Below are 25,538 nucleotides of genomic sequence, written 5' to 3' on the forward strand. Positions count from 1 at the left end.
AGTCTACCAGCTTCGCTCACAACTGGCGCGAGTAGCACGATGTCCTCTGACCTGTGGAGCTTTTCCCTTGCCACCTACGCCCGCCCGGGCGTGGAAGACGCCTGCCTGCAATTGCAAACGGCGGGGGCCAATGTGTGCCTGCTGCTGTGCGGTTTATGGCTGGAGCAACGTGGCGTGGCCTGCGATCAACAGCGCGTGCAACAGCTTCAGGCGTTGACCGAGCCTTGGGATATCGAGGTCGTGCAACCGCTGCGTGCATTGCGTGTGCAATGGAAGGCGGGGGCTGTGGAGGATGCGGTGTTGAAAGGCATGCGTGAACAAGTCAAGGCGCTGGAGCTTGAGGCTGAGCGTGCGTTGTTGTCACGGCTGGAGGGGATTGCGCAGATGTGGGCGCGCAATGTATCGGGGTCGATGGCATGGCTGGAGGCGCTGGCAGGCCCAAGGGCCAGCCCGAACCGCGATGCGCTGCAAGTGCTGCGCATCGCGGCGACCGGTACTTAGGAAGCGCTGGTCGGGTTGCTGGTGACGCTCGACGCAGCGGCTGGCGTTGGCGCAGTCGTAGAAGTCGAGGTAGTAGCGGCTGGCGCAGGTGCTGCTGGCGAGGCCGAGGTTGCCGGTGCGGCAGGCTTGGCAGCTGTCGCGGTGGCCGGTTTGGCAGCGGCTGGTTTGGCAGCAACTGGTTTTTTCGCGGCTGGTTTTGCAGCTGGTTTTGCTGCGGGCTTGGCAGCCGGTTTTGCAGCAGCAGGTTTGGCAGCGGCGGCCGGTTTAGCGGCTGGCTTGACTGCTGGTTTTGCAGCAGGCTTGGCGGCGGCTTTCACTGCAGGTTTTGCAGCAGGCTTGGCAGCTGGTTTTGCGGCGACTCTGGCAGCTGGTTTTGCAGCCGCTTTAGCAGCAACTGGTTTGGCGGCAGACTTGGCGGCAGGTTTTGCAGCGGCAGTTTTAGCGGCTGGTTTGACTGCAGTTTTAGCGGCCGGTTTTGCAGCTGCGGTTTTAGCTGGGGTTGCTTTGACTGCGGCTGTTTTTGCAGCGGGTTTTGCCGCAGCAGTTTTGGCGGCAGCAGGTTTTGCCGCAGTGGTTTTAGCCGCCGGTTTCGCAGCGCTCGCCGCAGCCGGTTTTTTTGCCGCAGGCTTGGCAGCGGTTTTTGCTGCAGCTTTCACGGGCGCTTTGGCCACTGGTTTGGCGGCGGCTTTAGCGGCTGGTTTTGCAGCAGCGGTTTTCGCCGGCGCCTTGGCTGCAGCAGGTTTGGCTGCGGCTTTCTTGGCAGGTGCCGCCGCTGGTTTGGCCGAGCGGGACGACAATACTTTGCCCACTGCTTCCTGGACACGACCAACACCCTGGGCCAGTTTCAGGCTTTCCTGGGCATCGCGCTTGAGTTGCAGAATGTAGCTGCGAGTGTCGGACTGACGCTCTTTCAGCGCATCGAGCAGGTCTTCAAGTTCTTTCACTGCGCCTTTGGCTTTGGTCTGCGCCTTGGCTTTGCCGGCGGCAGCTGCGTCCTGCAATTTGGTGCGGGATTTGTGCAGTTTTTCTTGCGCCTTGCCGCGTTGCTTTTCCAGTTTGGCGAGCAGTTTTTCAGCATCAGCCAAGGCTTGGGAGCAAGCGTTTTCCAGATGCTCGAGCAAGCTGCCCGAGAGTTGTTGGAGTAAGTGCAACGGAGTGTTTACAGGCTTCTTGGTGGCCGACATGGTTTACCTCCTGGCTGACGTGAGTGCGGCTCATACTAGACCTCTGCAGTTACCGCCGCTAGGTCATCTTGACAGTATCGAAACCGTTGCGTTGCAACGAAGTGAAAATGTTCTTCAACAAGTCAAAAGCAGTTCACCGTTACAGACGTTCGCGCTGGCATAATCCACCGCAATTCAGGACGGAGAGAGCTCATGTCGCGCTACCTTTTTTTATCCCTCTGCGTGATTTTTTCAGCGGCCCACGCCGACGAAAAAACCACGGCGAACGACGCTCATGATCTGGCCTATAGTCTCGGTGCCAGCCTGGGCGAACGCTTGCGTCAGGAAGTCCCGCAGTTGCAGATCCAGGCACTGGTAGAAGGCTTGCAGCAGGCCTATCAAGGCAAGCCGCTGGCGCTGAGTGAAGCGCGCATCGAACAGATTCTGGCCGACCATGAATCGCAAAATGCCGAACACGCCGCGATGCCTTCGAGCGACGCCGCAATGGAAAACGAGCAGCGTTTCCTGACGGCTGAAAAAGCCAAACCGGGAGTGAAGCAACTGGCCGACGGCATCCTGCTCACCGAGCTGACGCCAGGCACCGGCGCCAAGGCAGGCCCTGATGGAAAAGTCCAGGTGTTGTACATCGGTCGCTTGCCGGACGGCACCGTGTTCGATCAGAACACTCAGCCGCAATGGTTCAACCTCGACAGCGTGATCGCCGGTTGGCGCACCGCGTTGCAAAACATGCCGGTGGGTGCGAAATGGCGACTGGTGATTCCATCGGATCAGGCTTATGGCGCCGACGGTGCCGGCGACCTGATCGCACCGTTTACACCGCTGGTTTTTGAAGTCGAATTACGTGGCGCGACGAGTTGATCAGGCATAAAAAAACGGTGCGCATGAGCGCACCGTTTTTTGTTGAAAGCGTCAGTCAGGCCTGAACCGAATCTTCTTCCTTGTGTGCCGTATGCAGCACTTCAATCAAGCAGTCTTCCAGTTCAAAACGTTCGTGAAGCAGGCCACCGAGTTCCTTGAATTTCTCCGCAACGCATTTGCCTTCGTCGCAAAGGTCGTTGAACGCGAGGAGTTTTTCGGTGATGACATCAATGCGCGGATAAATTGTCTCGGCCAATTCAAGGCCGCGCTTGTCGTTGAACGCCTTGGCTTCACCGGTTAGCTGTTCGTAGATTTCGAAGTGCCCGGCTGAGACGTAGTCGACCAGCACACCGCAGAATTCCTGCAAGGGCTTGCGGTCCTCGCTCAACTTCTCAGGTTTCGCACCAAGAGCATCATAGGCCCGAACCAGTTCATGCCGCTCTTGCAACCAGCGGTCGATCAGCAGATGAACTCCACCCCAACGTTCCTGAGCATTCTGACAACTTTCGAGCATGGCGATCTCTCTTCCCTTGTGGGTCATGCTGCTCTACACCCGCGTCCCGCTTCTGGTTTGGCTTGGGGGACGGTCGGGCAGAGCGTCATCGAGCAACATAAATCCAATGACACATGCGGGCCAGATTATGCCCGCACGCCTATGGCTTCAAGGTACGCAGGAGATAAAGTTCATACAAGTGTTTAATCCCGGACCAGCGCTGAGTGCGACGCTTCGCCGCTGGGCGGTCGCTGCAGAGCGCCCCAGCCCAGGCGCAACAATTGATAAATGGCAAGAATCGACACCGCGACAAAGAACAACAGACTCCACTCCGGGACACTCAGATCGAACAGCGTCCAGGAAATTTCCGCGCAGTCTGCGCCACCGTTAGACATCCTTTGCAGCGCGCAGAGCCACGGAAAGCCGCTGAACAGCGTCTCGGGCGCCGGTGAGCAATTCAACAATTGCAGCACCGGATCGCTTTGTATCAGCACCTGCCGCCAGGCCGCCGTGGTGCCGCCGAGGCTCGTCAGCAGCGCAAGCAGCCAGTAAAGCGAAAGGCCGACACGTTTGGGTCCGTGGATCGCCGCCAGACCGCAGAATGCCGACAGCAACGTCAGGAACAGCCGCTGCACCAGGCAGAGACTGCACGGCGTAAGGCCGACCACGTATTCAAGATAATAGGAAGCTCCCAGAGCAAAGGCTCCCGCAGTGAAAGCCATGAAGAACAAGGAGCGTGAGCAGGCCAACGACATGGCTTTTCCGTAACAGTAGAGACAGGCGGTTACGGTAGAGGAAAGCGTGTCAGCCTTTCAAGGCGACACCCTGCCGACAGTTCACCAGAGGTGTAGGGAAAACCCGACAGGTTCGAGAGGAATTGGTGTAGTCCGCTGTAGGACTTTGCCCCTGGCACTCACTGAAGTTGAATTTAGGGCCACGAAAAGTGAGCGAGGGAGCAACCTCCCTCGCGACTTCAAACGTGAGCCGGAACCGGCAGCGGCGCGGCCAAAAGGCGCTCATCGAGCAGACCCAGACCTTCCTGAAACAACTGATTGCTGCGCTCGGTATCGCCCAACTGTGCGAGCAAGCGCGCCAGTTCCGCACAAGCTTCCGGATTGCGCTGCACGCGCAGGCTGTTTTCAAGATAGTCCCGCGCCTTGCCCCACAGGCTGGCTTGCAGACACAGACGCCCCAACGTCAGGAGCAGGCTCGGATCGTGCGGATGATCCTTGAGCCAGCCTTCGGCGATTTGCAGCTGGCGTGCCGGATCAATGCCGCGCACCAAACCATAAAGACGCGCCAGATGGCTGTCGTACTTGCGCTTGAGCGCATTGCGAAGCACTTCTTCCGCCTCGACCTGAGCACCCAGCTGGCGCAGTTGCTCGGCATAGGCCAACACCAGCGGCGGCTCCTGACGTTGCGCCGAGGTGAGCTGTTGCCATGCCCGGTTGAGCGACTGCAAGCCGACTGTGCCGTCCTCTTCGCGCTGTGCAGCCAGTGAAAGGTTTTCACCCCAGGCACGACGCTCAAGCTCAGCCAGTTCGGCAGCTGGCAGGACTTTGTCCTTGCGCAGTTCGGGCAACAAACGAATCACCGCAGACCATTCGCCGCGCTGCTGATAGAGACGCTGCAACTGGCGCAGCGTCTGCACATTATGTGGATGACGCTCGTGCATCGCCTGCAAAGTCACTAGCGCACCGTCGGTATCGCCACGATCGGTCTGCAATTGTGCGTGGCTCAAGGCAATCGCCAGCTCTGCCTGCGGCTGACGCTCCAGCGCCCGCTCGAGCAGATGATCGGATTCCTCGTAATTGCCTTGCTCGTTCGCTGCGCGGGCAGCGCCGAGGTAATACAGCAGCGGTTGGCGTTCGGCCTCAGCGGCTCGATATAGGTGACGCTGGGCGCTGGCCCAACGACCTTCAGCCAAGTCCAACTGACCATGCTCGATGGCCACCTGCACACGGCGGCTGCGGTTGCGCCGCGACCATGGATTGACCACGCCGCTGGAGGCCATGATCAGCTCGACCAAAGCCTTGATGCCCCAGATCAGCAGCCACAGCACCGCGATCAGCGCCAGAGTCGCCCACAGGCTCGACTCGTAACGGAAGGACTTGTAAGCAACCAGCACGTAACCGGAATGCTCGGCAATCGCCAGGCCCAATGCCGCCGTCGCGGCGATCACCAGAAACACGATCACATAGAGGCGTTTCATGGCGTGGCCTCCTGCGCGGTGTTGGCGGCAGGTTTGGCGAAAGGTTTCACCGACTCTTCGGCATTGACGTTACGCCGTTCCAGATAGGCCTGAACCGCACTCAACGTGCCGGTCAAATCCGGAGTGTTGACGGTGACCGGTTCCTTGCTCAGCTCGCCGACTTGTTCCAGCATCACTTTGCTTTGCGGATTGTCCGGATTGAAATTGCCTTTCAGGACGTCGCGCGCCTCGGCCATTGCCTGGGTGTACACCGCCGCCTGGCCATTGAGGGCCGCCCACTGCGCCTGCTCCAGCGCCAGACTCAAGGCCAGACGCACTTGGCTCAGACTCTGTCCGGCCAACAGCGGCTTCACATTCTTGTCCGCGTTGAAATCGATACGAATGTAACGCGAGACCTGATCCCACCACTGCGCCCAGCGACTGGCGCCGTCACCATCGGCAGTCAGGCCGAGCAGCGACTCGCCGCGATCCTTGTATTCCGGCGCCAGTTCGGTGAGGTCAATAACCTGATCACGCAAAGCGCCCAGGCGCAGGAACAACCCGGTGCGATCCGGCTGTGCGGTGCTGCGCAGCGCGACCAGGGTTTTCGCCACTTGTTCACGTGCAGCGAAGGAGCCGGGGTCGTTCTGTTCGCGAAGAATTTCGTCAGCGCCTTGCACCAGGGCCTGGGCGCTGCTGATGTCCTGCAAGGCCGAAAGGCGCAGGCTGGCCAAACGCAGCAGATGTTCGGCCTCAGCCAGTCGCCAGTCCTTGCGGCTGGCGCCGAGGACGGTTTCCAGACGTTGATTGAGGCGCTGCTGATCGCCCTGAAGCTGCGTCACCAGACGCTGGCGATCGGCGAGCTCGTCGGCCCCCGGCAACTGCGCGAGGCGCTCGGTCAGGCGCTGTTCGTTGAGCTTCAGGCTCTGCGCCTGATCGTTCAACGCCTGGACCTGGCCGGACTGTTGTTGAGTGTTGGTTTGCAGGTGACGCACCTGCCAGACACCCCAGCCACCGATCGCCACGCCGGCAGCGCCGAGCAACAGGGCGACAATGGCCAGTCCATTGCCTCGGCGCGGCTCTTTGGCCGGCGGTGGAGTTTCAACCTGAGCATCAATCACAGGTTGGACGTCATCTTTAGGCAAGGCTGTTTCGCTCACGTATCCATCCTTTGCATTAGAAAACGGGCACGGGTTGCTCCCGTAACGCCGTCAGCAAAGCCGCGGCACTCGCGCCGCGGCAATCCACAACTGTTTGGGCCCCGGCGGCACGTGCCTGCTCGGCGACCCTCGGGCTTGGTACAAACAACGGCAACTGCGCAATCACAGGCCAGGCATCGCCGGCCATCTGACGCAGGTGCTCGAAACCCTGTCCACTGCTGACCACCAGCCCGTTCAAGCGTTCCGCTTCGATCCGCCGCGGCAATGTTTGCGGCGCATAAGCTGGCAGGTCGCGTCGATACAATTCCAGATACTCGACACTAGCACCAAGCTCACGCAGGCGCTCGGCGAGCAGCTCGCGACCGCCCTCCCCGCGCAGGATCAACACTTGCGCACCGGGCCGGGCCACCGCCTCACGCAGACGCGACAACTGCAGCAACGCCTCGCTGTCATCACCCTCGACCGGGAAGCTCACGTCGAGACCATGATCCTTGAGAATCTGCGCCGTCGCTGCACCGACGCTAAACCAAGGGTTCGCCAGTGACTGCAAGCCATGAGCCTTGATCAGATCCACCGCAATGCGTGCCGCCGGTTTGCTCACCACGATCACGGCGCTGCAAACGGGCAGCCGTGTAATCGCCTGACGTATTTTGTCAGAGACCGGCAACGGTGCAATTTCCAAAAGCGGCAGGCAACTGCTGAAAACCCCCTGCCCGGCCAACGTTTCGGCGAGCGCCGCACAGTCGTCCGCAGGGCGCGTCAGCAGCAGGCGCCAACCGGTCACTCGTGGCCTGCCTCGCCGTAAACTGCCTTGAGAATTTCTTCAGCGCCCTGGCTGAGCAAATCCTCGGCAACCTTCACACCCAGCGCTTCGGCATCGGCGCGCGGAGCTCGAGCTTCGGCGCTGATCAGTCGGCCGCCACTCGGCTCGCCCACCAGACCACGCAGCCACAATTGCTCGCCTTCGAGTACCGCGTAGCAAGCGATTGGCACTTGGCAGCCGCCATTCAAATGCTTGTTGAGGGCGCGTTCAGCAGTGACGCGCGAGGACGTGTCCGCATGATGCAGAGGAGCCAGCAAGGCGTGGATTTCACTGTCGACGCTGCGGCATTCGATACCGACTGCGCCCTGGCCACCGGCCGGCAAGCTGTCATCGATGCTGATGGCCGAGGTGATACGGTCTTCGAAACCGAGACGGATCAGACCGGCTGCCGCGAGGATGATCGCGTCGTACTCGCCGGCATCAAGCTTGGCCAGACGGGTGTTGACGTTGCCACGCAGGAAGCGGATTTCCAGATCCGGGCGGCGAGTCAGCAACTGCGCCTGACGACGCAGGCTGGAGGTGCCGACGATGCTGCCGGCCGGCAATGCCTCAAGGCTAGGGTAGGTATTGGAAACGAAGGCATCACGCGGATCTTCGCGCTCGCAGATGCAAAACAGGCCAAGGCCTTCGGGAAAGTCCATCGGCACGTCTTTCATCGAGTGGACGGCGATGTCGGCTTCGTTTTCCAGCAGTGCGGTTTCCAGTTCCTTGACGAACAGGCCCTTGCCGCCAATTTTCGATAGCGGCGAATCGAGCAACTTGTCGCCGCGACTGACCATGGGCACCAGCGTCACCAGCAGACCCGGATGGGCCGCTTCCAGACGGGCTTTGACGTATTCGGCCTGCCAGAGGGCCAGCGCACTTTTACGGGTGGCGATGCGGATTTCGCGAGAGGACATGGATCAATCCGTACTGAATAGATACGGCGGATAATAACAGCTCAGCCAAATCCACTTTGACTTGAATCAGAAACGGCGTGGCCTCCCTGGCCTGCAATGCCTGGTAACGAGATGAAAGCAACCCGGAATGACCGGGTTAAAGGCCCTGCATCATTTTGCGCACACCCGCCACATGCCGACGGCTGACAATCAACGCGTCACCATTAAGGCCTTTGAGGAACAGCTGGAAATGTCCCAGCGGCGTGCGTTGCAGACGTTCGATGCGGTCGCGGGCGACCAGCGCGTTGCGGTGGATGCGCACGAAGCGTTCACCGAATTCGTCTTCCAGAGCCTTGAGCGGTTCGTCCAGCAGCACTTCGCCGGTTTCATGGCGCAAGGTCACGTATTTGTGGTCGGCAATGAAGTAGACCACCTGATCCAGCGGGATCAGTTCAATGCCTTTGCGGGTACGGGCGCTGATGTGACTGCGCGGGCCATTGCCGCTTTCGGCGGCGGGGCGGGTCAGGGCCGAGAGTTGCGTCCGGTTGGGACGCTCAGCCCGTTTCAGGGCGTCATGCAGGTGTTCGGTTCGCACGGGTTTCACCACATAGCCCACGGCGCTGGCCTGCAGGGCTTCCACGGCAAATTCATCGGGACTGGTGCAAAACACCACGGCCGGTGGTGTTTCGCGCTCGCACAGACGGGCAGCAACCTGCAGGCCATCCAGGCCCGGCATGCGGATATCGATAAGCACGATATCCGGTTTGTGGCTGTCGATCAGCACCAACGCCTCTTCGCCATTCGTGGCGCTGGGCTCCAGGACTGTGTAACCCTCGAGTTCGCTCACCATTCGGCTGAGGCGCTCGCGAGCCAGTGGTTCGTCATCAACGATCAGGACATTCATATTGCGCTGGATTCCTGCGTGAGTCTCGCACAAGGATAGCGTAGACAGGTGAAGTGACGTCCGTCACCGCGATCCACGCTAAGACTAGCCCGAGCGCCAAAAAGTGCCGTACGTCGGCCAGCAATATTTGCCAGTGTCCGGGTCGTACTGCTCGAAGCCCGCTGTTTCCTGCGCTTTGCGCGGTGTTTGTCCATGGACAATCCACCCACCCCCTCTTCTTATAGTCGGCAGCCAGACCTTTGCGCGATCTGACTTGCACCGACCCTTATGTCCAACTGTAGACGCTCGTCGGAACGTTATTGCTCAATCGAAAAATATCGTTGCGCAAATTCCCGGGAGAACGCGCCGACTATGGATGACACGATGAGAAAAAAACGTATCGACCGGTGTCAGCGACAGGATTGGCAACCCTGTTATTATCCGCGCCAGCGTTTCACGCCTTTTTTCTTCAAGCCGATACGAGCGAATTCATGAGCACTGACAAGACCAATCAGTCCTGGGGCGGCCGCTTCAGTGAACCCGTCGACGCCTTCGTCGCCCGCTTCACCGCCTCCGTCACTTTCGACCAGCGCCTGTATCGCCACGACATCATGGGCTCGATCGCCCACGCCACCATGCTGGCCAAGGTCGGCGTGCTGACCGATGCCGAGCGCGACAGCATCATCGAGGGCCTGAAGACCATTCAGGGCGAAATCGAGGCCGGCCAGTTCGACTGGCGCATCGACCTCGAAGACGTGCACATGAACATCGAAGCGCGCCTGACCGACCGCATTGGCGTCACCGGCAAAAAACTGCACACCGGCCGCAGCCGCAACGATCAGGTTGCCACCGATATCCGCCTGTGGCTGCGTGACGAAATCGACCTGATCCTGGCCGAAATCACCCGCCTGCAAAAAGGCCTGCTGGAGCAAGCCGAGCGCGAAGCTGCGAGCATCATGCCGGGCTTCACTCACCTGCAAACTGCGCAGCCAGTGACCTTCGGGCATCACATGCTGGCCTGGTTCGAAATGCTCAGCCGCGACTACGAGCGTCTGGTCGACTGCCGCAAGCGCACCAACCGCATGCCGCTGGGCAGTGCTGCGCTGGCGGGCACCACCTACCCGATCGACCGCGAGTACACCGCACAACTACTGGGCTTCGATGCCGTCGGCGGCAACTCGCTGGACAACGTTTCCGATCGCGACTTCGCCATCGAATTCTGCTCGGCCGCAAGCATCGCGATGATGCACCTGTCGCGCTTCTCCGAAGAACTGGTGCTGTGGACCAGCGCGCAATTCCAGTTCATCGATCTGCCGGACCGTTTCTGCACCGGTAGCTCGATCATGCCGCAAAAGAAAAACCCCGACGTTCCTGAGCTGGTACGCGGCAAGACCGGCCGTGTGTTCGGCGCCCTGATGGGCCTGTTGACCCTGATGAAAGGCCAACCGCTGGCCTACAACAAGGACAACCAGGAAGACAAAGAGCCGCTGTTCGATGCCGCCGACACGCTGCGCGATTCGCTGCGTGCCTTTGCCGACATGATCCCGGCGATCAAACCGAAACACGCGATCATGCGTGAAGCGGCGCTGCGTGGCTTCTCCACCGCGACCGACCTGGCGGACTACCTGGTGCGCCGTGGCCTGCCGTTCCGTGATTGCCACGAAATCGTTGGTCACGCGGTGAAGTACGGCGTCGACACTGGCAAGGATCTGGCAGAAATGAGCCTGGAAGAACTGCGTCAGTTCAGCGACCAGATCGAGCAGGATGTGTTTGCCGTGCTCACCCTCGAAGGCTCGGTGAATGCTCGTGACCATATCGGCGGGACTGCGCCGGCGCAGGTCAAGGCTGCGGTTGTGCGCGGTCAGGCCCTGATCGCCAGCCGCTAAAAGCATCGCGGGCAAGCCCGCTCCCACAAGTTCTGCGTCGAGCACACAATTGTGTTTCAACGCAAAACCCTGTGGGAGCGGGCTTGCCCGCGATGACTGACTTCAGAACGCTAAAAACCTACTTCTTCGCCGCGATCATCGCCAAAAACGCCGGCATCGCAGCCTCCTTGTCCGCCGCAATCCTCTGCACATGCGGATTCTGCTCAAGTCGCTCCAGCAGCGCCTTGGCCTTCGGCATCTCCGCCAGCAAATCAATCCCGAACAACTTCTGCCCCACCGCGCACGCCAACGGCACGCTGTACAGGAAGTACAAATCGGCAATGCTCAGACTGTCGCCTGCCACATACGGAGCGAATTTGCCGTGGCGGCCCAGCGAAGCAAAACCCAGCAGCAACTCGGACTTGGTCTTTTCCTTGATCGCGTCCGGCAAAGTCATGCCGAAAAACGCTTCGCCGTAACAGGCGCGGCCCGGCAGTTCGATGTACAGCTCGATTTCCTTGGCAATTGCCAACACCTGCGCACGCTCGAACGGGTCGCTCGGCAGCAGCGGCGTGCCTTTCTGGGTCTGTTCGAGGTATTCGAGAATGATCGCGGTTTCATTGATGTAACCGGCGTCAACGCCCAGCACCGGCACTTTGCCGCGCGGACTGATCACCAGTGAATCCGGGGTCTGCCCCGGATAGAACGTGACTTCTTCGAACGGCAGGCCTTTTTCCAGCAGCGCCAGTTTGACCATGTTGTAGTAGTTGCTGACTGAGAATCCGTAGAGCTTGAGCATCACATAGCCTCCGGGCCGTGCGGGGTGGGCGGTGTCTGTTTATAGATCGCCGTGGCTGATCCCGCCAGCAGCATCACGCCGCTGAATGCGGGTAAACTGGCGCCTTTCCTTGAGGAGCCTGCCATGAGCGAGCCGACAGACATCGACAACGACATTGACGAAGAAGAGTTCGCCGAGGCTACGTTGATCGAAGCCATCGAGAACCAGATCGAAAGCGACAACCCGCCAGCGGCCAAAGCCACGCTTAACAAACTCACTTTGGTGGGCGTCGAGCGCGAAGAAATCCTCAACCTGATGGCCCATGTGCTGGCGTACGAGATTGACGCGATGCTCGATGAAGACCGTCCGTTCAACACCGAATGGTATGAAGCGGCGCTGCGCGCATTGCCTGAGTTGCCACCGGAAAAGCCGTAACCGGGCCGCTACCTGTGGGAGCAGGTTTGCTCCCACACAATTTGTCACCCATCCATCCAGCCTTCTCCCAGACCCTGACTACACTGGAAACCGCCCCCAGACGAAAACCCTGACGCGCACACTGGACAGTCCGCGCCGGCAGGTTCACCTTAGGGGCGCTGCGTTCCAATTCCTAGAAAGTCTGGAGTCCTTATGTCGCTTACCCCTGAGCTGGTTGCCGAACTGGAAGTCCTTGCACTCTTTCCCCTGGACAGTTCCCAGGAAGGTTTGAAAATTCATCAGACCGCTGCCCCGAAGCACATCGCTGCTGCCCAACGCCTTTATGCTAAAGAACTGACCGATCAGCCCGATGGTGGATATCTGACCAGCCTGGGTCGCGATGCTGCGCAAAATGTGCAAACCGTGCTGACGATCCTGAGAGAGCCAGAAACAGCCTGATCCTTCCTGACTTCGCCCACGGGAACCCCAGTCACGGGATTTCCGCGGGCCCGTCCGGACGTCGACTATCGCCTCGCGATAGAAATCTGACGTCAAAAAACAAATTCAGCTTAAAACTCCCGCTGCGCAAAGGCTAAACTGCCCCCCATTCCGAGACCCTCTTCGTCCGAGCCTGCGAGCCGGTTTGAGCTGACATGACGCGCACCCACGAAATCCGCCCCGATCTGGACGAGGGAATCGACCGCAAGGTTCTCAGCCAGCTACGCGCACGTTTTCTCAAACTCAATGAAGTTCGTCTTGGCCGCGCGCTGGAAGGCTTGTCGACTCGTCAGCAAGGCGTACTGACGCTGCTGCCGCTGTTCTTCCACGTCAACCATCCGCTGCTGCCGGGTTATGTTTCGGGCAGTACGCCCGCCGGCCTGTCGAATTATGAGCCGGATGCCAATACCCTTGCCGAAGCCCAACGCCTGACCCGCTCGTTCTCCTACAAGCCGCGCCACGGCAGCAACCCGCCGCGACCGATTCACGGACTGTTCCTGATGGGCAGCCTCGGCACGCTGGCTCAGGCAGATCAAAGCGATATGGACGTGTGGGTCTGCCACGCGCCGGACCTGAGCGAGAACGAACTCGCCGAGCTGCGCAAAAAATGCCAGTTGCTCGAAACCTGGGCTGCAAGCCAGGGCGCGGAGGCGCACTTCTTTCTGATTGATCCGGTGCGTTTCGTCAAAGGTGAGCGCGACAGCCAACTCAGCTCGGAAAACTGTGGCTCCACCCAGCACTATCTGCTGCTGGACGAGTTCTACCGCACCGCGATCTGGCTGGCCGGGCGCACGCCGATCTGGTGGCTGGTGCCGGTTTACGAAGAAAGCGCCTACGACCTGTACACCCACACGCTGCTGTCCAAGCGTTTCATCCGCGCCGACGAAACCCTCGACCTCGGGCATCTGGCGACGATTCCGCCGGGTGAGTTCATCGGCGCCGGCTTGTGGCAGTTGTTCAAGGGCATCGAGTCGCCCTACAAGTCGGTGCTCAAACTGCTGCTGACCGAGGTCTACGCCAGCGAGCACCCGAAAGTGCAGTGCCTGAGCCTGCGCTACAAGCAAGCGGTGTTCGCCAACCAGCTCGATCTGGATGAACTTGACCCGTACATGGTCGTGTATCGGCGCATCGAGGAATACCTCACTGCGCGCAACGAGCCGGAGCGACTGGAACTGGTGCGCCGCGCGCTGTATCTGAAGGTCAACCGCAAGCTCACCGGCAGCAGTCGCAGCCAAGGCTGGCAGCGTTCACTGCTGGAGCGCCTGGCCAATGAGTGGCATTGGGATCAACGACAACTGGCGCTGCTCGACAGCCGCAGCCAGTGGAAAGTCCGGCAGGTCAGCGCCGAGCGCCGCGCGCTGGTCAACGAACTCAATTACAGCTACCGCTTCCTGACCCAGTTCGCCCGCACCGAACAGACCGTCAGCCTGATCAACAAACGTGACCTCAACGTCCTCGGTCGCAGGCTGTATGCAGCGTTCGAGCGCAAGGCTGACAAGGTCGAGTTCATCAACCCAGGCATCGCTCCGGATCTGGCCGAAGACACCCTGACCTTGGTGCAATCGCGCAACAAGAAGGAGCCGGGGCAAACCCAGTGGGGCCTGTACAACGGCAGCCTCACGGCGCTGGAGTGGGAACATTTCGCGCCGATCAAGCGCAGCCGCGAATTGCTCGAACTGATGACATGGTGTCACCGCAACGGCGTGATCGACAGCAGTACCCGGCTGGCCCTGCACCCCGGCAACAGCGACCTGAGCGAGTTCGAACTGTTCAACCTGCTCGGCAGCCTGCAACAAAGCATTGCCCTGCCCTTGCCCACCGTTGCCGAAGAACCTTTGCTGCGCGCCGCGGTGCCAAGCGAGGTGCTGATTCTGGTCAACGTCGGGGTTGATCCGCTCAAGCATCACCGCGACCTGAACATCCTGATGACCACCGAGCGCACCGATTCGCTGAGTTACGCCGGGGTGCGCGAAAACCTCGTGCTGACGCTGGACCAGGTCACGCTCAACAGCTGGAATGAAGTGCTGGTCAACCGTTTCGACGGCCCCCACGCCCTGCTCGATTGCCTGCGCGATTACCTCAACAACTTGCCGCGCGGGCCGTTACAGCCGTCGTTGAAGGTGCGCTGCTTCTGCCACAACCGTGCGCAATTCATCGCCCGCCGCGTGGAAGAAATCGTCGATACCGCGCAAAACCTGTTGCTCAGCGAATTGAACCATCGTTACCTGATTCAGGTGCAGCAGCACTATCACGTGCTGGAATTGGTGCCAGGCCAGGTCAACCACGTCGCCCTCGCGACTCTGCCGGCCTTGCTCGATTACCTCGGCGAAGAACAGGCGCGCTACAGCCCGCTGCATCTGGACCCCATGGCGCTGGAAGATCACGACCTCGCGTTGATCCTGCCGATGGGCCAGCCGGAATCCATTCAGGTGTTCTACCGGATTACCGAGCAGCAAGCCGAGTTGTATGTGCTGGATGAGTTCAACGCCTTGTGGCAACAGCATTTGCCGTATCACGACGAACAAAGCCTGCTGGTGCCGCTGCAGCGTTTCCTGCAGTCAATCCAGTATCGGCGCGAAGCTTCACTGCCGATGGACGCCGCCCCCTCGGCCCGCCTCGAAACGTTGTATTACCAGTTATTGCCTTCAGGCCCGGGACGGGCGCGACGGGTCGAAGCACGGCCAGCGCCGCAGACACCGGTCAACAAGCCGTTCTACGACGTGCAGGCGATTGTCGGCAAAGCCGCACCGGGGGAAGTGCAGGTCACCTTGTATTGCAATCAACGGGAATTCAGCGAGCTGGAACATGGCGACCAACTGTTCAGCGTGGTCGCCCGGGAGATCGTCGAGCAGCGCCGCGAGACCGAACGCTATCGCTGCTACATCACCGACCTGGACCTCTCGGGCCTGCTCGGTGATGGTCAGAGTTCAAGCAATCTGTATCTGCGCTACAAGGCGGACCTGGAGCGCGCCCTGAACGAGGCACTCGAACAGGCCTGAGGCGGGGTTATTCCGGAAACGCGCCACCGTTGGCCGGCTGCGATTCGACTTCGAGCAAGGTCAATTTCAGGGTCTTGCCGCCCGGTGCGGGCCAGTCGATGTGTTGACCGACTTTCAGGCCCAGCAGGGCGCTGCCGACCGGTGCCAGAATCGAGATTTTGCCCTCATCGGCGTTGGCATCCTTGGGATAGACCAGCGTCAGGTGATAGTCCTTGCCGCTGCCTTCTTCGCGGCAGTGAACACGGGAATTCATCGTCACGACATCGGCGGGCACTTCATCGTGGCTGACCAGGGTATCGGCGCGGTCCAGTTCGGTTTGCAACGCAATCACGCCCGGCAGCGAGTCATCCAGGCTGTCGATCAGGCGCTCCAGACGTTGCACGTCCAGACGGGTAAGGGTGATGGAAGGTGCGGTCATGATCCGGGCAGACTCCTTTCTTCTGCACACTAAAAAAGCAAAACCCCGCCAAAAAAGACGGGGTTTTCACCAGGCCTCGATGGGTTGAGGCGTGTTCGGACACTATCACAGCTCAAAAAATATACAAGTCACGCCCCGGTGGTGCGGCGTTGCTGTGCCTGGGTGACGATCACCCGCCGGCGCTCATCATCCGCCGAGCGCCACTCGCGAATGTCTTCGACATGCCGGAAACAGCCGAGGCAGACCTTGTGTTCATCCAGCCGGCACACGCCGCTGCACGGCGAAGGCACCGCCGGGCTGATGTTGCTGTAAAGCGGCTTGGGCGGACGAACGGGAGCGGTGTCAGTCACAGAATCACAAACCTTCGAAGTCGAATTCGGCGCCGGCCTGTTGCTTGACGATACGCTCAAGCATCTCGCCCAGTTGCTCTTCGCTCTTGTCGCACATCCAGCGTTCGCTTTCTTCGTCGTAGTCGAAGTGGAAACCACCTGACACGGCCGCCAGCCAGAGCTGGCGCAGCGGCTCCTGACGGCTGAAGATCAGCTGCGAGCCGTTCTCGAACTTGACCGTCAGGACACCGGCCGAGCTCTCCAGATCGATATCCAGATCGCTTTCGTCAAAGATGTCTTCCAGCGTTTGCTGGGTGGCATCGACCAGATCGTGAAAACGGGCTTCGGTCAAACTCATTGTGGCAACCTCAAAAAAATGTCTGCTCAGGCTCAAGCGCCGAAAGATACGGACGCTGCTTGCCGATTGCAAAGGATAACGACCAAGTACCTGTTGGCCCTTCCAACAACGCCCCTGTGGGAGCGAGCCTGCTCGCGAAAGCGGTGTGTCAGGCAGCGAGCCTGTTGAACTTGCCGGCCCCTTCGCGAGCAGGCTCGCTCCCACGGGTAATAATGATGCACTTCTCAGGAGCCCCGCCGGACGGGAACCCCGTCGCATAGGCAAGCTGCCGGGTGGCCGGTATACTCCGGCGCAATTAACGCATTTTCAAGGATTTCGCCATGAAGCGCCTGATCTCTTCCCTTGCTGCGCTCGTCGCGGTTGCCTGCCTTGTCTCGGCCTGCGGTCAAAAAGGCCCGCTGTACCTGCCCGATGACGATCAGGACCCGGCCGAGCAAGCCCAGTCTTCGCAAAAGCAGCCTGCTTCCAAAGCACACAAGCACGACGTTTACTAAGGGATCGCCATGGACGCTTTTAACTACCGTGGCGGGGAGCTGTTCGCGGAAGGTGTGGCGCTGTCCGCCATCGCCGACCGCTTCGGCACTCCCACCTATGTTTACTCGCGCGCGCACATCGAAGCCCAGTACCTGGCTTTCGCTGATGCGCTGGCCGGCATGCCGCATCTGGTTTGCTTTGCGGTCAAAGCCAACTCCAACCTTGGCGTGCTGAATGTCCTGGCCCGTCTCGGCGCCGGTTTCGACATCGTTTCCCGGGGCGAGCTGGAACGCGTCCTGGCCGCTGGCGGCAGCGCCGACAAGATCGTGTTCTCCGGGGTCGGCAAGACCCGTGACGACATGCGTCGCGCACTGGAAGTCGGCGTGCATTGCTTCAACGTCGAATCCACCGACGAGCTGGAGCGCCTGCAAGTCGTGGCCGCCGAGCTGGGCGTTCGCGCGCCGGTCTCGCTGCGCGTCAACCCGGATGTCGATGCCGGCACCCACCCGTACATTTCCACCGGTCTCAAAGAGAACAAGTTCGGCATCGCCATCGCAGACGCCGAAGACGTGTACGTGCGCGCCGCGCATCTGCCGAACCTGGAAGTGATTGGTGTCGACTGCCACATCGGTTCGCAGTTGACTACATTGCCGCCGTTCATCGACGCCCTCGACCGTCTGCTGGATCTGGTCGATCGCCTCGGCGATTGCGGCATTCACCTGCGCCACATCGATCTCGGTGGTGGTTTGGGTGTGCGTTATCGCGATGAAGAGCCGCCATTGGCCGGTGACTACATCAAAGCCGTGCGCGAGCGTCTGGACGGTCGTGATCTGGCACTGGTGTTCGAGCCGGGCCGTTTCATCGTCGCCAATGCTGGTGTGCTGCTGACGCAAGTCGAGTACCTCAAGCACACCGAACACAAAGACTTCGCCATCGTCGACGCGGCGATGAACGACCTGATCCGCCCGGCGCTGTATCAGGCGTGGATGGACGTCACCGCGGTCAAACCCCGCGACACCGCTGCGCGTAAATACGACATCGTCGGCCCGATCTGCGAAACCGGTGACTTCCTCGCCAAGGACCGTGAGCTTGCGCTGGAGGAAGGCGACTTGCTGGCGGTGCATTCGGCCGGTGCCTACGGTTTTGTGATGAGCTCCAACTACAACACCCGCGGCCGTGCCGCCGAGGTGCTGGTGGACGGTGACAAGGTCTTTGAAGTGCGTCGCCGCGAAACCGTGGCTGAGCTGTTTGCCGGCGAAAGCCTGCTGCCGGAGTAACCCATGCTGCTGCGTTTTACCAAAATGCACGGCCTGGGCAACGACTTCATGGTTCTCGACCTGGTCAGCCAGCACGCGCATATTCAGCCCAAGCACGCCAAACAATGGGGCGACCGGCACACCGGCATAGGTTTCGACCAATTGCTGATCGTCGAGGCGCCGAGCAATCCGGACGTGGATTTCCGTTATCGGATCTTCAATTCCGACGGCTCCGAAGTGGAGCAGTGCGGCAATGGTGCGCGCTGCTTCGCCCGCTTCGTGCTCGACAAGCGACTGACCGCCAAACGGCAGATCCGCGTCGAGACCAAGGGCGGCATCATCGAACTGGACGTGCGTAACGACGGCCAGATCGGCGTGAACATGGGCGCCCCGCGCCTGGTGCCGGCGGACATTCCGTTCGAAGCACCGGCGCAGGCCGCAAGCTATCAACTGGAAATCGACGGCACCACGGTCGAACTGGCCGCCGTGTCGATGGGCAACCCACACGCCGTGCTGCGCGTGCAGGACATCAACAGCGCGCCGGTGCATGAACTGGGGCCGAAAATCGAACACCATCCGCGCTTCCCGGCGCGGGTCAATGTCGGTTTCCTCCAGGTTATCGACCGCAACCGCGCGCAACTGCGCGTCTGGGAACGCGGCGCCGGGGAAACCCAGGCCTGTGGCACCGGCGCTTGCGCTGCGGCTGTTGCGGCCATCAGTCAGGGGTGGATGGATTCGCCGCTGTTGATCGACCTGCCCGGCGGGCGTCTGTCCATTGAATGGGCAGGCCCTGGCCAACCGGTGTTGATGACCGGCCCGGCAGTGCGTGTATACGAAGGACAAGTGCGTCTTTGAGTGAGCAGAAACCATGACCGATAAGCCCCAGGTACCCGCCCGACAGTCCGACGAATCAGCGTCCGAGAGCCTGGAGGCGGCAGCGGTTGCCGCGTACCTGGAGGCTCATCCGGATTTCTTCGTCGAGCACGAAGAACTGCTGCCGGCCATGCGCATTCCTCACCAGCGCGGCGACACCGTATCGCTGGTCGAGCGCCAGATGACCATTCTGCGCGAGCGCAACATCGAGATGCGTCATCGCCTCTCGCAATTGATGGACGTGGCGCGCGACAACGACCGTCTGTTCGACAAGACCCGTCGCCTGATCCTCGCCCTGATGGACGCCTCCAGCCTGGAAGACGTGGTCATCAGTGTCGAAGACAGCCTGCGCCAGGACTTTCAGGTGCCTTTTGTCAGCCTGATCCTGCTCGGCGACAACCCGGCACCCGTTGGCCGCTGGGTCAGTCACGCCGATGCACAAGTCGCTATCGGCGGCCTGCTCACCGAAGGCAAAAGTGTCAGCGGCACCCTGCGCGAGCATGAGCTGGACTTTCTGTTCGGCGAAGAACAACGCAAGCAGATCGGTTCCACCGCCGTGGTCGCTGTCAGCCACCAAGGCATCCACGGGATTCTGGCCATCGCCAGCCGTGACCCGCAGCACTACAAGAGTTCGGTCGGTACGCTGTTCCTCAGCTACATCGCCGAAGTCATGGGCCGCGTGCTACCACGGGTCAACAGCTCCCTGCGCTCGGTACGCTGAACATGGAACGACAACTGGACGCTTACTGCGAACACTTGCGCAGTGAGCGGCAGGTGTCGCCGCACACGCTGTCGGCCTACCGCCGCGACCTCGATAAAGTCCTCGGCTGGTGCGTCAAACAGAACATCAGCAGTTGGGCCGCGCTGGACATCCAGCGCCTGCGCAGCCTGATCGCTCGCCTGCATGCGCAAGGCCAATCCTCACGCAGCCTCGCCCGATTGCTCTCGGCAGTGCGCGGGCTCTATCACTATCTCAATCGCGAAGGTCTGTGCGACCACGATCCGGCTACCGGCCTGACACCGCCGAAAGGCGAACGCCGCCTGCCGAAAACCCTCGACACCGACCGCGCGCTGCAATTGCTTGAAGGCGCGATCGAGGACGATTTTCTCGCGCGGCGTGATCAGGCGATTCTGGAATTGTTCTACTCCTCCGGCCTGCGTCTGTCGGAGCTGACCGGGCTCAATCTCGATCAGCTCGATCTGGCCGACGGCATGGTTCAAGTGCTCGGCAAGGGCAGCAAGACCCGTCTGCTGCCGGTCGGCAGAAAGGCCCGCGAAGCCCTTGAACAGTGGCTGCCGTTGCGCGCCATGACCAACCCGGCAGACGACGCCGTTTTCGTCAGCCAGCAAGGTCGGCGCCTCGGGCCACGGGCGATTCAGGTGCGGGTCAAACTGGCCGGCGAGCGTGAACTGGGGCAGAACCTGCACCCGCATATGCTGCGGCATTCCTTCGCCAGCCACTTGCTGGAGTCCTCACAAGATCTGCGCGCGGTGCAGGAGCTGCTCGGGCACTCGGACATCAAGACCACGCAGATCTACACCCACCTGGACTTCCAGCATCTGGCGGCGGTCTACGACAGCGCCCACCCACGGGCCAAACGCATGAAAGGCGACGATTCATGAGCATCCAGTTGATCACCTTCGACCTCGACGACACCCTGTGGGACACCGCCCCGGTGATCGTCAGCGCCGAAGCGATTTTGCGTGAATGGCTGAGCGAACATGCGCCGAATCTGGGCGCGGTGCCGGTGGAGCATTTGTGGTCGATCCGCGAGCGGGTGCTGGCCAACGAGCCGGGACTCAAACATCGCATCAGTGCGCTACGTCGGCGGGTGCTGTTCCATGCGCTGGAAGAGTCTGGCTACGGCCATGGCGAGGCGTCGGAGCTGGCAGACAAGGGCTTTGAAGTGTTCCTGCATGCGCGGCATCAGATCGAAGTGTTCCCCGAAGTCGAGCCGGTGCTGGAGATTCTCGCCAACCATTACGCCCTCGGCGTTGTCACCAACGGCAACGCCGATGTGCGCCGGTTGGGGCTGGCGGATTACTTCAAGTTTGCCCTGTGCGCGGAAGACATCGGCATCGCCAAACCGGATGCGCGACTGTTTCACGAGGCGTTGCAGCGCGGTGGCGCCACGGCCGAAACCGCGGTGCATATCGGTGATCATCCGGGAGATGACATTGCCGGGGCGCAACAAGCCGGAATGCGTGCGATCTGGTTCAACCCGGCGGGCAAGGTCTGGGAAGCCGAGCGTCAGCCGGATGCCGAGATTCGCAGCCTGACCGACTTGCCAGCGGTGCTGGCGCGTTGGAATGCTGCCTCCGTCTGACACCAAACCGCTTTTTGTGGCGAGGGGATTTATCCCCGATCGGCTGCAAAGCAGTCGTGAAATCAGCTTGCGCGGTGTGTCAGGGCAACGCTGTATTCTGCGTTTTGGGGCCGCTGCGCAGCCCATCGGGGATAAATCCCCTCGCCACAGGGGCCTCACCCAATCACCTTCATGTGATATTCCAGGCATGAAAAAGCCCGCAGCGACGGCGGGCTTTTTCAGCAAGCAAGCGGCACGCCTCAGATAGGGCGGCTACCGTACTTGTTGTCCGGCTTCTTGGGCGGATCGGCGACCACATTGGCCTCCACTTCCTGCACTTTTCCGCCTCGCGACAGGAACTCTTCCATGGCCTTGGCCAGGGCGTCGCGCTCCTTGTTCTTGGCTTCAATGCTCGGCAACTCATCTACCGACACCGCAGCCTTGGCTTTGCCTTTGGCAGCCGGGACCGGCGCATCGTCACCGCCATCGTCGTCAGCAACGTCTTCCGCTGCTGCTTCCAGGCCTTCCTCGGCCTCGTCTTCGTCGCCTACTTCGAGGTCGTCGGTTTCCAGATCATCGTCGCTCATGTTCTACCTCATGACTTGCGAAAAGCAGATTAGTTATAGACCAGCTTTGGCAACTGTCGAAAGTCGCCGTTAAAAAATCATTCACCGCTGCTGACCAGCGGCTATGCCCCTTCACCGTGCAAGGTGGCAAGGACTTTACGGGCACCGCCATGATCACGGTGCTCGCCCAGATAAACGCCTTGCCAGGTTCCCAGTGCCAACCGACCTGCCGAAACCGGCAGACTGATCTGGCAGCCAAGCACGCTGGCCTTGAAGTGCGCCGGGAGGTCGTCCAGGCCTTCGTCGTTATGCTCATAGCCGTCTGCTCCTTGTGGGATCAGACGATTGAAAAATCGTTCGAAGTCGCGACGAACCGCCGGATCGGCGTTCTCGTTGATGGTCAACGACGCCGAGGTATGCTGCAGCCACAAATGCAACAGACCGACCCGACATGCCTTGAGTTCAGGCAGGCCGGCGAGTAACTCGTCCGTTACCAGATGAAAGCCCCGGGGTCTTGCCCGCAGGGTTATCAGAGTCTGTTGCCACATACAGTTCTCCGCACATTCGGGGCGCATTCTAGCGCGCTCTGGGAAAAAACAAAGGCCCTAATATTCCTGCAACGGTGTAAGCCATTGCCCGCAGAAAAACACCCTTCGTAAACTCGACCAAAGCCGTACGAAAAATCCTTTCAGCTTGTCCTTCAATGACAAATTCCAGACAAAAAAATGCCCGGCGAACCGGGCAAGTTTTTTAGTGCGCGTACTTACAGGTTGTAGCCGCGTTCGTTGTGTTGTGCCAGATCGAGGCCAACAGACTCTTCTTCCTCGGTTACACGCAGACCCATCACGGCGTCCAGAACCTTGAGGATGATGAAGGTGACGATCGCGGTGTAGATCACCGTGAAGCCAACGCCTTTGACCTGAATCCAGACTTGCGCACCGATATCGGTAACGGTGCCGAAGCCACCCAGAGCCGGCGCCGCGAACACACCGGTCAGAATCGCGCCGAGGATACCGCCGATGCCGTGTACGCCGAATGCGTCGAGGGAATCGTCATAACCGAGTTTGCGTTTCAGGGTGGTGGCGCAGAAGAAGCACACCACGCCCGCCGCCAGACCGATCACCAGTGCGCCCATCGGGCCCACGGTACCGGCAGCCGGAGTAATCGCCACCAGACCGGCAACCACACCCGAGGCGATGCCCAGAGCACTTGGTTTGCCGTGGGTGACCCACTCAGCGAACATCCAGCCCAGCGCAGCCGCAGCGGTCGCGATCTGGGTGACCAGCATCGCCATGCCGGCGGTGCCATTGGCCGCCGCAGCGGAACCGGCGTTGAAGCCGAACCAGCCGACCCACAGCATCGCCGCGCCCATCAGGGTGTAACCGAGGTTGTGCGGTGCCATCGGGGTGGTCGGGAAGCCTTTGCGCTTGCCCAACACCAGGCAGGCAATCAGACCGGCCACACCGGCGTTGATGTGCACCACGGTGCCGCCCGCGAAGTCGAGCACGCCCCAGTCCCACATCAGGCCGCCGTTGCCGGACCAGACCATGTGCGCGATCGGTGCGTAAACCAGGGTGAACCAGATGCCCATGAAGATCAGCATCGCGGAGAACTTCATCCGCTCGGCGAACGCGCCGACGATCAGCGCCGGGGTGATGATCGCGAAGGTCATCTGGAAGGTGATGAACACCGCCTCAGGGAACAGCGCGGCCGGGCCAGTCACGCTCGAAGGCGTGACACCGGCGAGGAACGCCTTGCCCATGCCGCCGAAGAACGAGTTGAAGTTGACGACGCCCTGCTCCATGCCGGTGGTGTCGAACGCAATGCTGTAGCCATAAATGACCCACAGGATGCTGATCAGACCGGTAATGGCGAAGCACTGCATCATCACGGAAAGAATGTTTTTCGAGCGAACCATGCCGCCGTAGAACAGCGCCAGGCCCGGGATGGTCATGAACAGCACGAGGGCTGTGGAGGTGAGCATCCAGGCGGTGTCGCCGGAATTGAGGACTGGGGCCGCCACTTCGTCTGCCGCCATTGCAAGGCTTGGCATTACGATGGACAACAGGGCTCCTAGCCCTGCGAATTTACGCAGAGTCATATTGTTTTCTCCTGGGGCGTTGGGTTTGTGGCGGCTTTTAAATCGCGTCGGTATCGGTTTCGCCGGTACGGATACGAATCGCCTGTTCCAGATTGACCACGAAGATCTTGCCGTCACCGATCTTGCCGGTGTTGGCAGCCTTGGTTATCGCCTCGATAACACGATCCAGATCCTTGTCGTCGATGGCCACGTCGATTTTCACCTTGGGCAGAAAATCGACCACATATTCCGCGCCGCGATACAGCTCGGTGTGACCCTTCTGCCGGCCGAAGCCTTTGACTTCAGTAACGGTAATGCCCTGCACGCCGATTTCGGACAGCGACTCGCGCACGTCGTCCAACTTGAACGGCTTGATGATGGCAGTGACTAGCTTCATGAAACTCTCTCCCGAATTGGTGGACTTGCCCCAGGAAAACAAACCCGACTCAAGTCTAAGCGCAGTGCCTGGCTTTGTAACGCATCGTCGGCCTTGACCGCCCGACTGACGCCAGCTAACCGCATCAGACGAAACTCCCCGTTCCGCCTGCCGCACTGCATTCGTCACAGCGACTGCATCAGTGCATGGGTCACAGGTGACTAAGCAGAAACCTTGCCATCTCGCCAAAACCCACTGATTTCAATCCCTTGGCCGCTGCCGCAGGCACTCCCGTGCAAAAGGCGTCGCGGATACGCACAACAACGGTGCGTCGCCGTCCGTCCGCCTGCGCGAAAAGCGTGCATCCCTGCCTGCGAGATTGACTATAGACACTGCGTGATACACTGCCTGCCATTGTTTTCAGGACATTCCCCATGCTCGCACCCAAAGACTTCCTCGACGCCTTGAGCGGCACCGCCTCCCGCCTGTTCAGCGGCGACACCCCGCTGCCGAAAGCCGAAATCGAAAGCCAGTTCAAGATGCTGCTGCAAAGTGCCTTCAGCAAACTCGATCTGGTGAGCCGGGAAGAGTTTGATAGTCAGATGGTCGTGCTGGCCCGCACTCGCGCCCGCCTCGAAAGCCTCGAAGCGAAAGTGGCCGATATGGAAGCGAAGCTGACTCCGCCAGCCGAGTAACCCTGCTCCCCCTGTAGGAGCTGCCGAAGGCTGCGATCTTTTGATCTTCAGCCCTTCAATCATCTCGGCAACGTCCTACAACCTGAGTGACCGCCGTCCGATTGCGTCGAAAAGCCCCGGTTCCTAAGCTCACCCGATGCTGAATGTTCAGCACCGGGTTTGGCGACCTGGAAATCCTCGACGCAAGACGACCACATTCGTACAGGGCGCTTTTCCCCTCTCGAGTTATGGCGGCTTTGCGTGGGAGACCTTCGGGTCTGCCGGATTTCGGGGTTCCCGGTT

Annotated in this window: 29 protein-coding genes; 13 read left to right on the forward strand and 16 right to left on the reverse strand. The window is 60.5% G+C overall.

All coding sequences use genetic code 11. The features are described 5' to 3' along the window. The first annotated feature begins 39 nt into the window (after positions 1 to 39). Positions 40 to 501 carry a TIGR02444 family protein gene (locus tag ACA069_RS27590; RefSeq protein ID WP_497615582.1) on the forward strand — a complete coding sequence of 154 codons (462 nt, stop codon included), beginning with the start codon at positions 40 to 42 and terminating at the stop codon, positions 499 to 501. On the opposite strand, the gene ACA069_RS27595 is transcribed toward ACA069_RS27590, so the two are convergent. Then, positions 498 to 1,685 (reverse strand): AlgP family protein, encoded by a 1,188-nt coding sequence (locus ACA069_RS27595; RefSeq protein ID WP_497615583.1) that lies wholly within the window; start codon positions 1,683 to 1,685, stop codon positions 498 to 500. The genes ACA069_RS27590 and ACA069_RS27595 overlap by 4 nt on opposite strands. Positions 1,686 to 1,877: 192 nt before the next feature. Here ACA069_RS27595 and ACA069_RS27600 point away from each other — a divergent pair, with 192 nt between their 5' ends. After that, positions 1,878 to 2,543: an FKBP-type peptidyl-prolyl cis-trans isomerase gene (locus ACA069_RS27600; protein WP_187678239.1), complete on the forward strand. Its 666-nt coding sequence runs from the start codon at positions 1,878 to 1,880 to the stop codon at positions 2,541 to 2,543. Between the two features lie 55 nt (positions 2,544 to 2,598). Here the strand turns inward: ACA069_RS27600 and rsd are convergent, their stop codons facing one another. The 7 genes from rsd to ACA069_RS27635 all read right to left on the reverse strand — a co-directional run bounded on the left by rsd (position 2,599) and on the right by ACA069_RS27635 (position 8,992). Continuing rightward, complete coding sequence (gene rsd, locus ACA069_RS27605; protein WP_497618318.1) at positions 2,599 to 3,057, reverse strand: sigma D regulator; 459 nt, start codon at positions 3,055 to 3,057, stop codon at positions 2,599 to 2,601. Positions 3,058 to 3,239: 182 nt separating this feature from the next. Then, positions 3,240 to 3,791, reverse strand: a complete 552-nt coding sequence (locus ACA069_RS27610; protein WP_497615584.1) for a disulfide bond formation protein B — start codon at positions 3,789 to 3,791, stop codon at positions 3,240 to 3,242. Positions 3,792 to 4,009: 218 nt separating this feature from the next. Beyond that, on the reverse strand, positions 4,010 to 5,248 hold the full coding sequence (locus tag ACA069_RS27615) for a heme biosynthesis protein HemY (protein WP_497615585.1): 1,239 nt from the start codon (positions 5,246 to 5,248) through the stop codon (positions 4,010 to 4,012). After that, positions 5,245 to 6,387, reverse strand: coding sequence for a uroporphyrinogen-III C-methyltransferase (locus ACA069_RS27620; RefSeq protein WP_497615586.1), 1,143 nt, complete (start codon positions 6,385 to 6,387; stop codon positions 5,245 to 5,247). The genes ACA069_RS27615 and ACA069_RS27620 overlap by 4 nt, the downstream gene beginning before the upstream one ends. 16 nt (positions 6,388 to 6,403) lie before the next feature. Further along, the gene (locus ACA069_RS27625; protein WP_497615587.1) at positions 6,404 to 7,171 is read right to left on the reverse strand and encodes a uroporphyrinogen-III synthase; all 768 of its coding nucleotides are present in this window, start codon (positions 7,169 to 7,171) and stop codon (positions 6,404 to 6,406) included. Further along, entirely contained in the window at positions 7,168 to 8,109 is a 942-nt protein-coding gene (hemC, locus tag ACA069_RS27630) for a hydroxymethylbilane synthase (RefSeq protein ID WP_401264548.1), read from the reverse strand. Before hemC ends, ACA069_RS27625 begins: the two co-directional genes overlap by 4 nt. A 136-nt stretch (positions 8,110 to 8,245) precedes the next feature. Continuing rightward, positions 8,246 to 8,992 (reverse strand): LytR/AlgR family response regulator transcription factor, encoded by a 747-nt coding sequence (locus ACA069_RS27635; RefSeq protein ID WP_187678245.1) that lies wholly within the window; start codon positions 8,990 to 8,992, stop codon positions 8,246 to 8,248. 470 nt (positions 8,993 to 9,462) lie between these two features. On the opposite strand from ACA069_RS27635, the gene argH reads away from it, so the two are divergent. Continuing rightward, positions 9,463 to 10,857, forward strand: coding sequence for an argininosuccinate lyase (gene argH, locus ACA069_RS27640; protein WP_187678246.1), 1,395 nt, complete (start codon positions 9,463 to 9,465; stop codon positions 10,855 to 10,857). 118 nt (positions 10,858 to 10,975) lie between these two features. On the opposite strand, the gene ACA069_RS27645 is transcribed toward argH, so the two are convergent. Continuing rightward, positions 10,976 to 11,635, reverse strand: a complete 660-nt coding sequence (locus tag ACA069_RS27645) for a glutathione S-transferase family protein (RefSeq protein ID WP_497615588.1) — start codon at positions 11,633 to 11,635, stop codon at positions 10,976 to 10,978. Between the two features lie 123 nt (positions 11,636 to 11,758). Between ACA069_RS27645 and ACA069_RS27650 the strand changes: the two genes are divergently transcribed. The 3 genes from ACA069_RS27650 (at position 11,759) to ACA069_RS27660 (ending at position 15,525) form a co-directional block, all read left to right on the forward strand. Continuing rightward, positions 11,759 to 12,049, forward strand: a complete 291-nt coding sequence (locus ACA069_RS27650) for a hypothetical protein (RefSeq protein ID WP_489880577.1) — start codon at positions 11,759 to 11,761, stop codon at positions 12,047 to 12,049. A gap of 192 nt (positions 12,050 to 12,241) precedes the next feature. Further along, positions 12,242 to 12,487, forward strand: coding sequence for a TIGR02647 family protein (locus ACA069_RS27655; RefSeq protein WP_401264557.1), 246 nt, complete (start codon positions 12,242 to 12,244; stop codon positions 12,485 to 12,487). Between the two features lie 194 nt (positions 12,488 to 12,681). Beyond that, positions 12,682 to 15,525, forward strand: coding sequence for a class I adenylate cyclase (locus tag ACA069_RS27660; RefSeq protein ID WP_497615589.1), 2,844 nt, complete (start codon positions 12,682 to 12,684; stop codon positions 15,523 to 15,525). 7 nt (positions 15,526 to 15,532) lie between these two features. Here ACA069_RS27660 and rnk read toward each other — a convergent pair whose 3' ends face one another. From rnk to cyaY, 3 genes are all read right to left on the reverse strand, one after another. Continuing rightward, positions 15,533 to 15,943 (reverse strand): nucleoside diphosphate kinase regulator, encoded by a 411-nt coding sequence (gene rnk / locus ACA069_RS27665; RefSeq protein ID WP_187678250.1) that lies wholly within the window; start codon positions 15,941 to 15,943, stop codon positions 15,533 to 15,535. 128 nt (positions 15,944 to 16,071) lie between these two features. After that, complete coding sequence (locus ACA069_RS27670; protein WP_497615590.1) at positions 16,072 to 16,293, reverse strand: DUF1289 domain-containing protein; 222 nt, start codon at positions 16,291 to 16,293, stop codon at positions 16,072 to 16,074. A 4-nt stretch (positions 16,294 to 16,297) separates the two neighbouring features. Beyond that, a complete protein-coding gene (gene cyaY / locus ACA069_RS27675; protein WP_187678252.1) occupies positions 16,298 to 16,630 on the reverse strand; it encodes an iron donor protein CyaY in 333 nt (110 codons plus the stop codon). A gap of 320 nt (positions 16,631 to 16,950) precedes the next feature. Here cyaY and lptM point away from each other — a divergent pair, with 320 nt between their 5' ends. From lptM to ACA069_RS27705, 6 genes are read left to right on the forward strand one after another with little or no spacing between them, the layout of a single operon-like run. Beyond that, complete coding sequence (lptM, locus tag ACA069_RS27680) at positions 16,951 to 17,124, forward strand: LPS translocon maturation chaperone LptM (RefSeq protein WP_042561715.1); 174 nt, start codon at positions 16,951 to 16,953, stop codon at positions 17,122 to 17,124. A gap of 9 nt (positions 17,125 to 17,133) precedes the next feature. Next, positions 17,134 to 18,381 carry a diaminopimelate decarboxylase gene (gene lysA / locus ACA069_RS27685; protein WP_187678253.1) on the forward strand — a complete coding sequence of 416 codons (1,248 nt, stop codon included), beginning with the start codon at positions 17,134 to 17,136 and terminating at the stop codon, positions 18,379 to 18,381. Positions 18,382 to 18,384: 3 nt separating this feature from the next. After that, a complete protein-coding gene (dapF, locus tag ACA069_RS27690; RefSeq protein WP_497615591.1) occupies positions 18,385 to 19,215 on the forward strand; it encodes a diaminopimelate epimerase in 831 nt (276 codons plus the stop codon). Between the two features lie 13 nt (positions 19,216 to 19,228). After that, the gene (locus ACA069_RS27695) at positions 19,229 to 19,954 is read left to right on the forward strand and encodes a DUF484 family protein (RefSeq protein WP_305440452.1); all 726 of its coding nucleotides are present in this window, start codon (positions 19,229 to 19,231) and stop codon (positions 19,952 to 19,954) included. A 2-nt stretch (positions 19,955 to 19,956) separates the two neighbouring features. Continuing rightward, complete coding sequence (xerC, locus tag ACA069_RS27700; RefSeq protein WP_497615592.1) at positions 19,957 to 20,856, forward strand: tyrosine recombinase XerC; 900 nt, start codon at positions 19,957 to 19,959, stop codon at positions 20,854 to 20,856. Then, complete coding sequence (locus ACA069_RS27705) at positions 20,853 to 21,560, forward strand: HAD family hydrolase (protein WP_497615593.1); 708 nt, start codon at positions 20,853 to 20,855, stop codon at positions 21,558 to 21,560. The genes xerC and ACA069_RS27705 overlap by 4 nt, the downstream gene beginning before the upstream one ends. Before the next feature lie 239 nt (positions 21,561 to 21,799). On the opposite strand, the gene sutA is transcribed toward ACA069_RS27705, so the two are convergent. The 4 genes from sutA to glnK all read right to left on the reverse strand — a co-directional run bounded on the left by sutA (position 21,800) and on the right by glnK (position 24,582). Further along, complete coding sequence (gene sutA / locus ACA069_RS27710) at positions 21,800 to 22,126, reverse strand: dormancy-specific transcriptional regulator SutA (protein WP_187678258.1); 327 nt, start codon at positions 22,124 to 22,126, stop codon at positions 21,800 to 21,802. A gap of 101 nt (positions 22,127 to 22,227) precedes the next feature. Continuing rightward, positions 22,228 to 22,653, reverse strand: a complete 426-nt coding sequence (locus tag ACA069_RS27715; RefSeq protein ID WP_100846853.1) for a secondary thiamine-phosphate synthase enzyme YjbQ — start codon at positions 22,651 to 22,653, stop codon at positions 22,228 to 22,230. 215 nt (positions 22,654 to 22,868) lie between these two features. Beyond that, entirely contained in the window at positions 22,869 to 24,206 is a 1,338-nt protein-coding gene (locus tag ACA069_RS27720; protein WP_100846852.1) for an ammonium transporter, read from the reverse strand. A 37-nt stretch (positions 24,207 to 24,243) separates the two neighbouring features. After that, on the reverse strand, positions 24,244 to 24,582 hold the full coding sequence (gene glnK / locus ACA069_RS27725) for a P-II family nitrogen regulator (RefSeq protein ID WP_002555808.1): 339 nt from the start codon (positions 24,580 to 24,582) through the stop codon (positions 24,244 to 24,246). A 413-nt stretch (positions 24,583 to 24,995) separates the two neighbouring features. Here glnK and ACA069_RS27730 point away from each other — a divergent pair, with 413 nt between their 5' ends. Continuing rightward, a complete protein-coding gene (locus tag ACA069_RS27730) occupies positions 24,996 to 25,256 on the forward strand; it encodes an accessory factor UbiK family protein (RefSeq protein WP_497615594.1) in 261 nt (86 codons plus the stop codon). Positions 25,257 to 25,538 lie beyond the last annotated feature (282 nt).

Source organism: Pseudomonas sp. LBUM1652 (genome assembly GCF_059716105.1).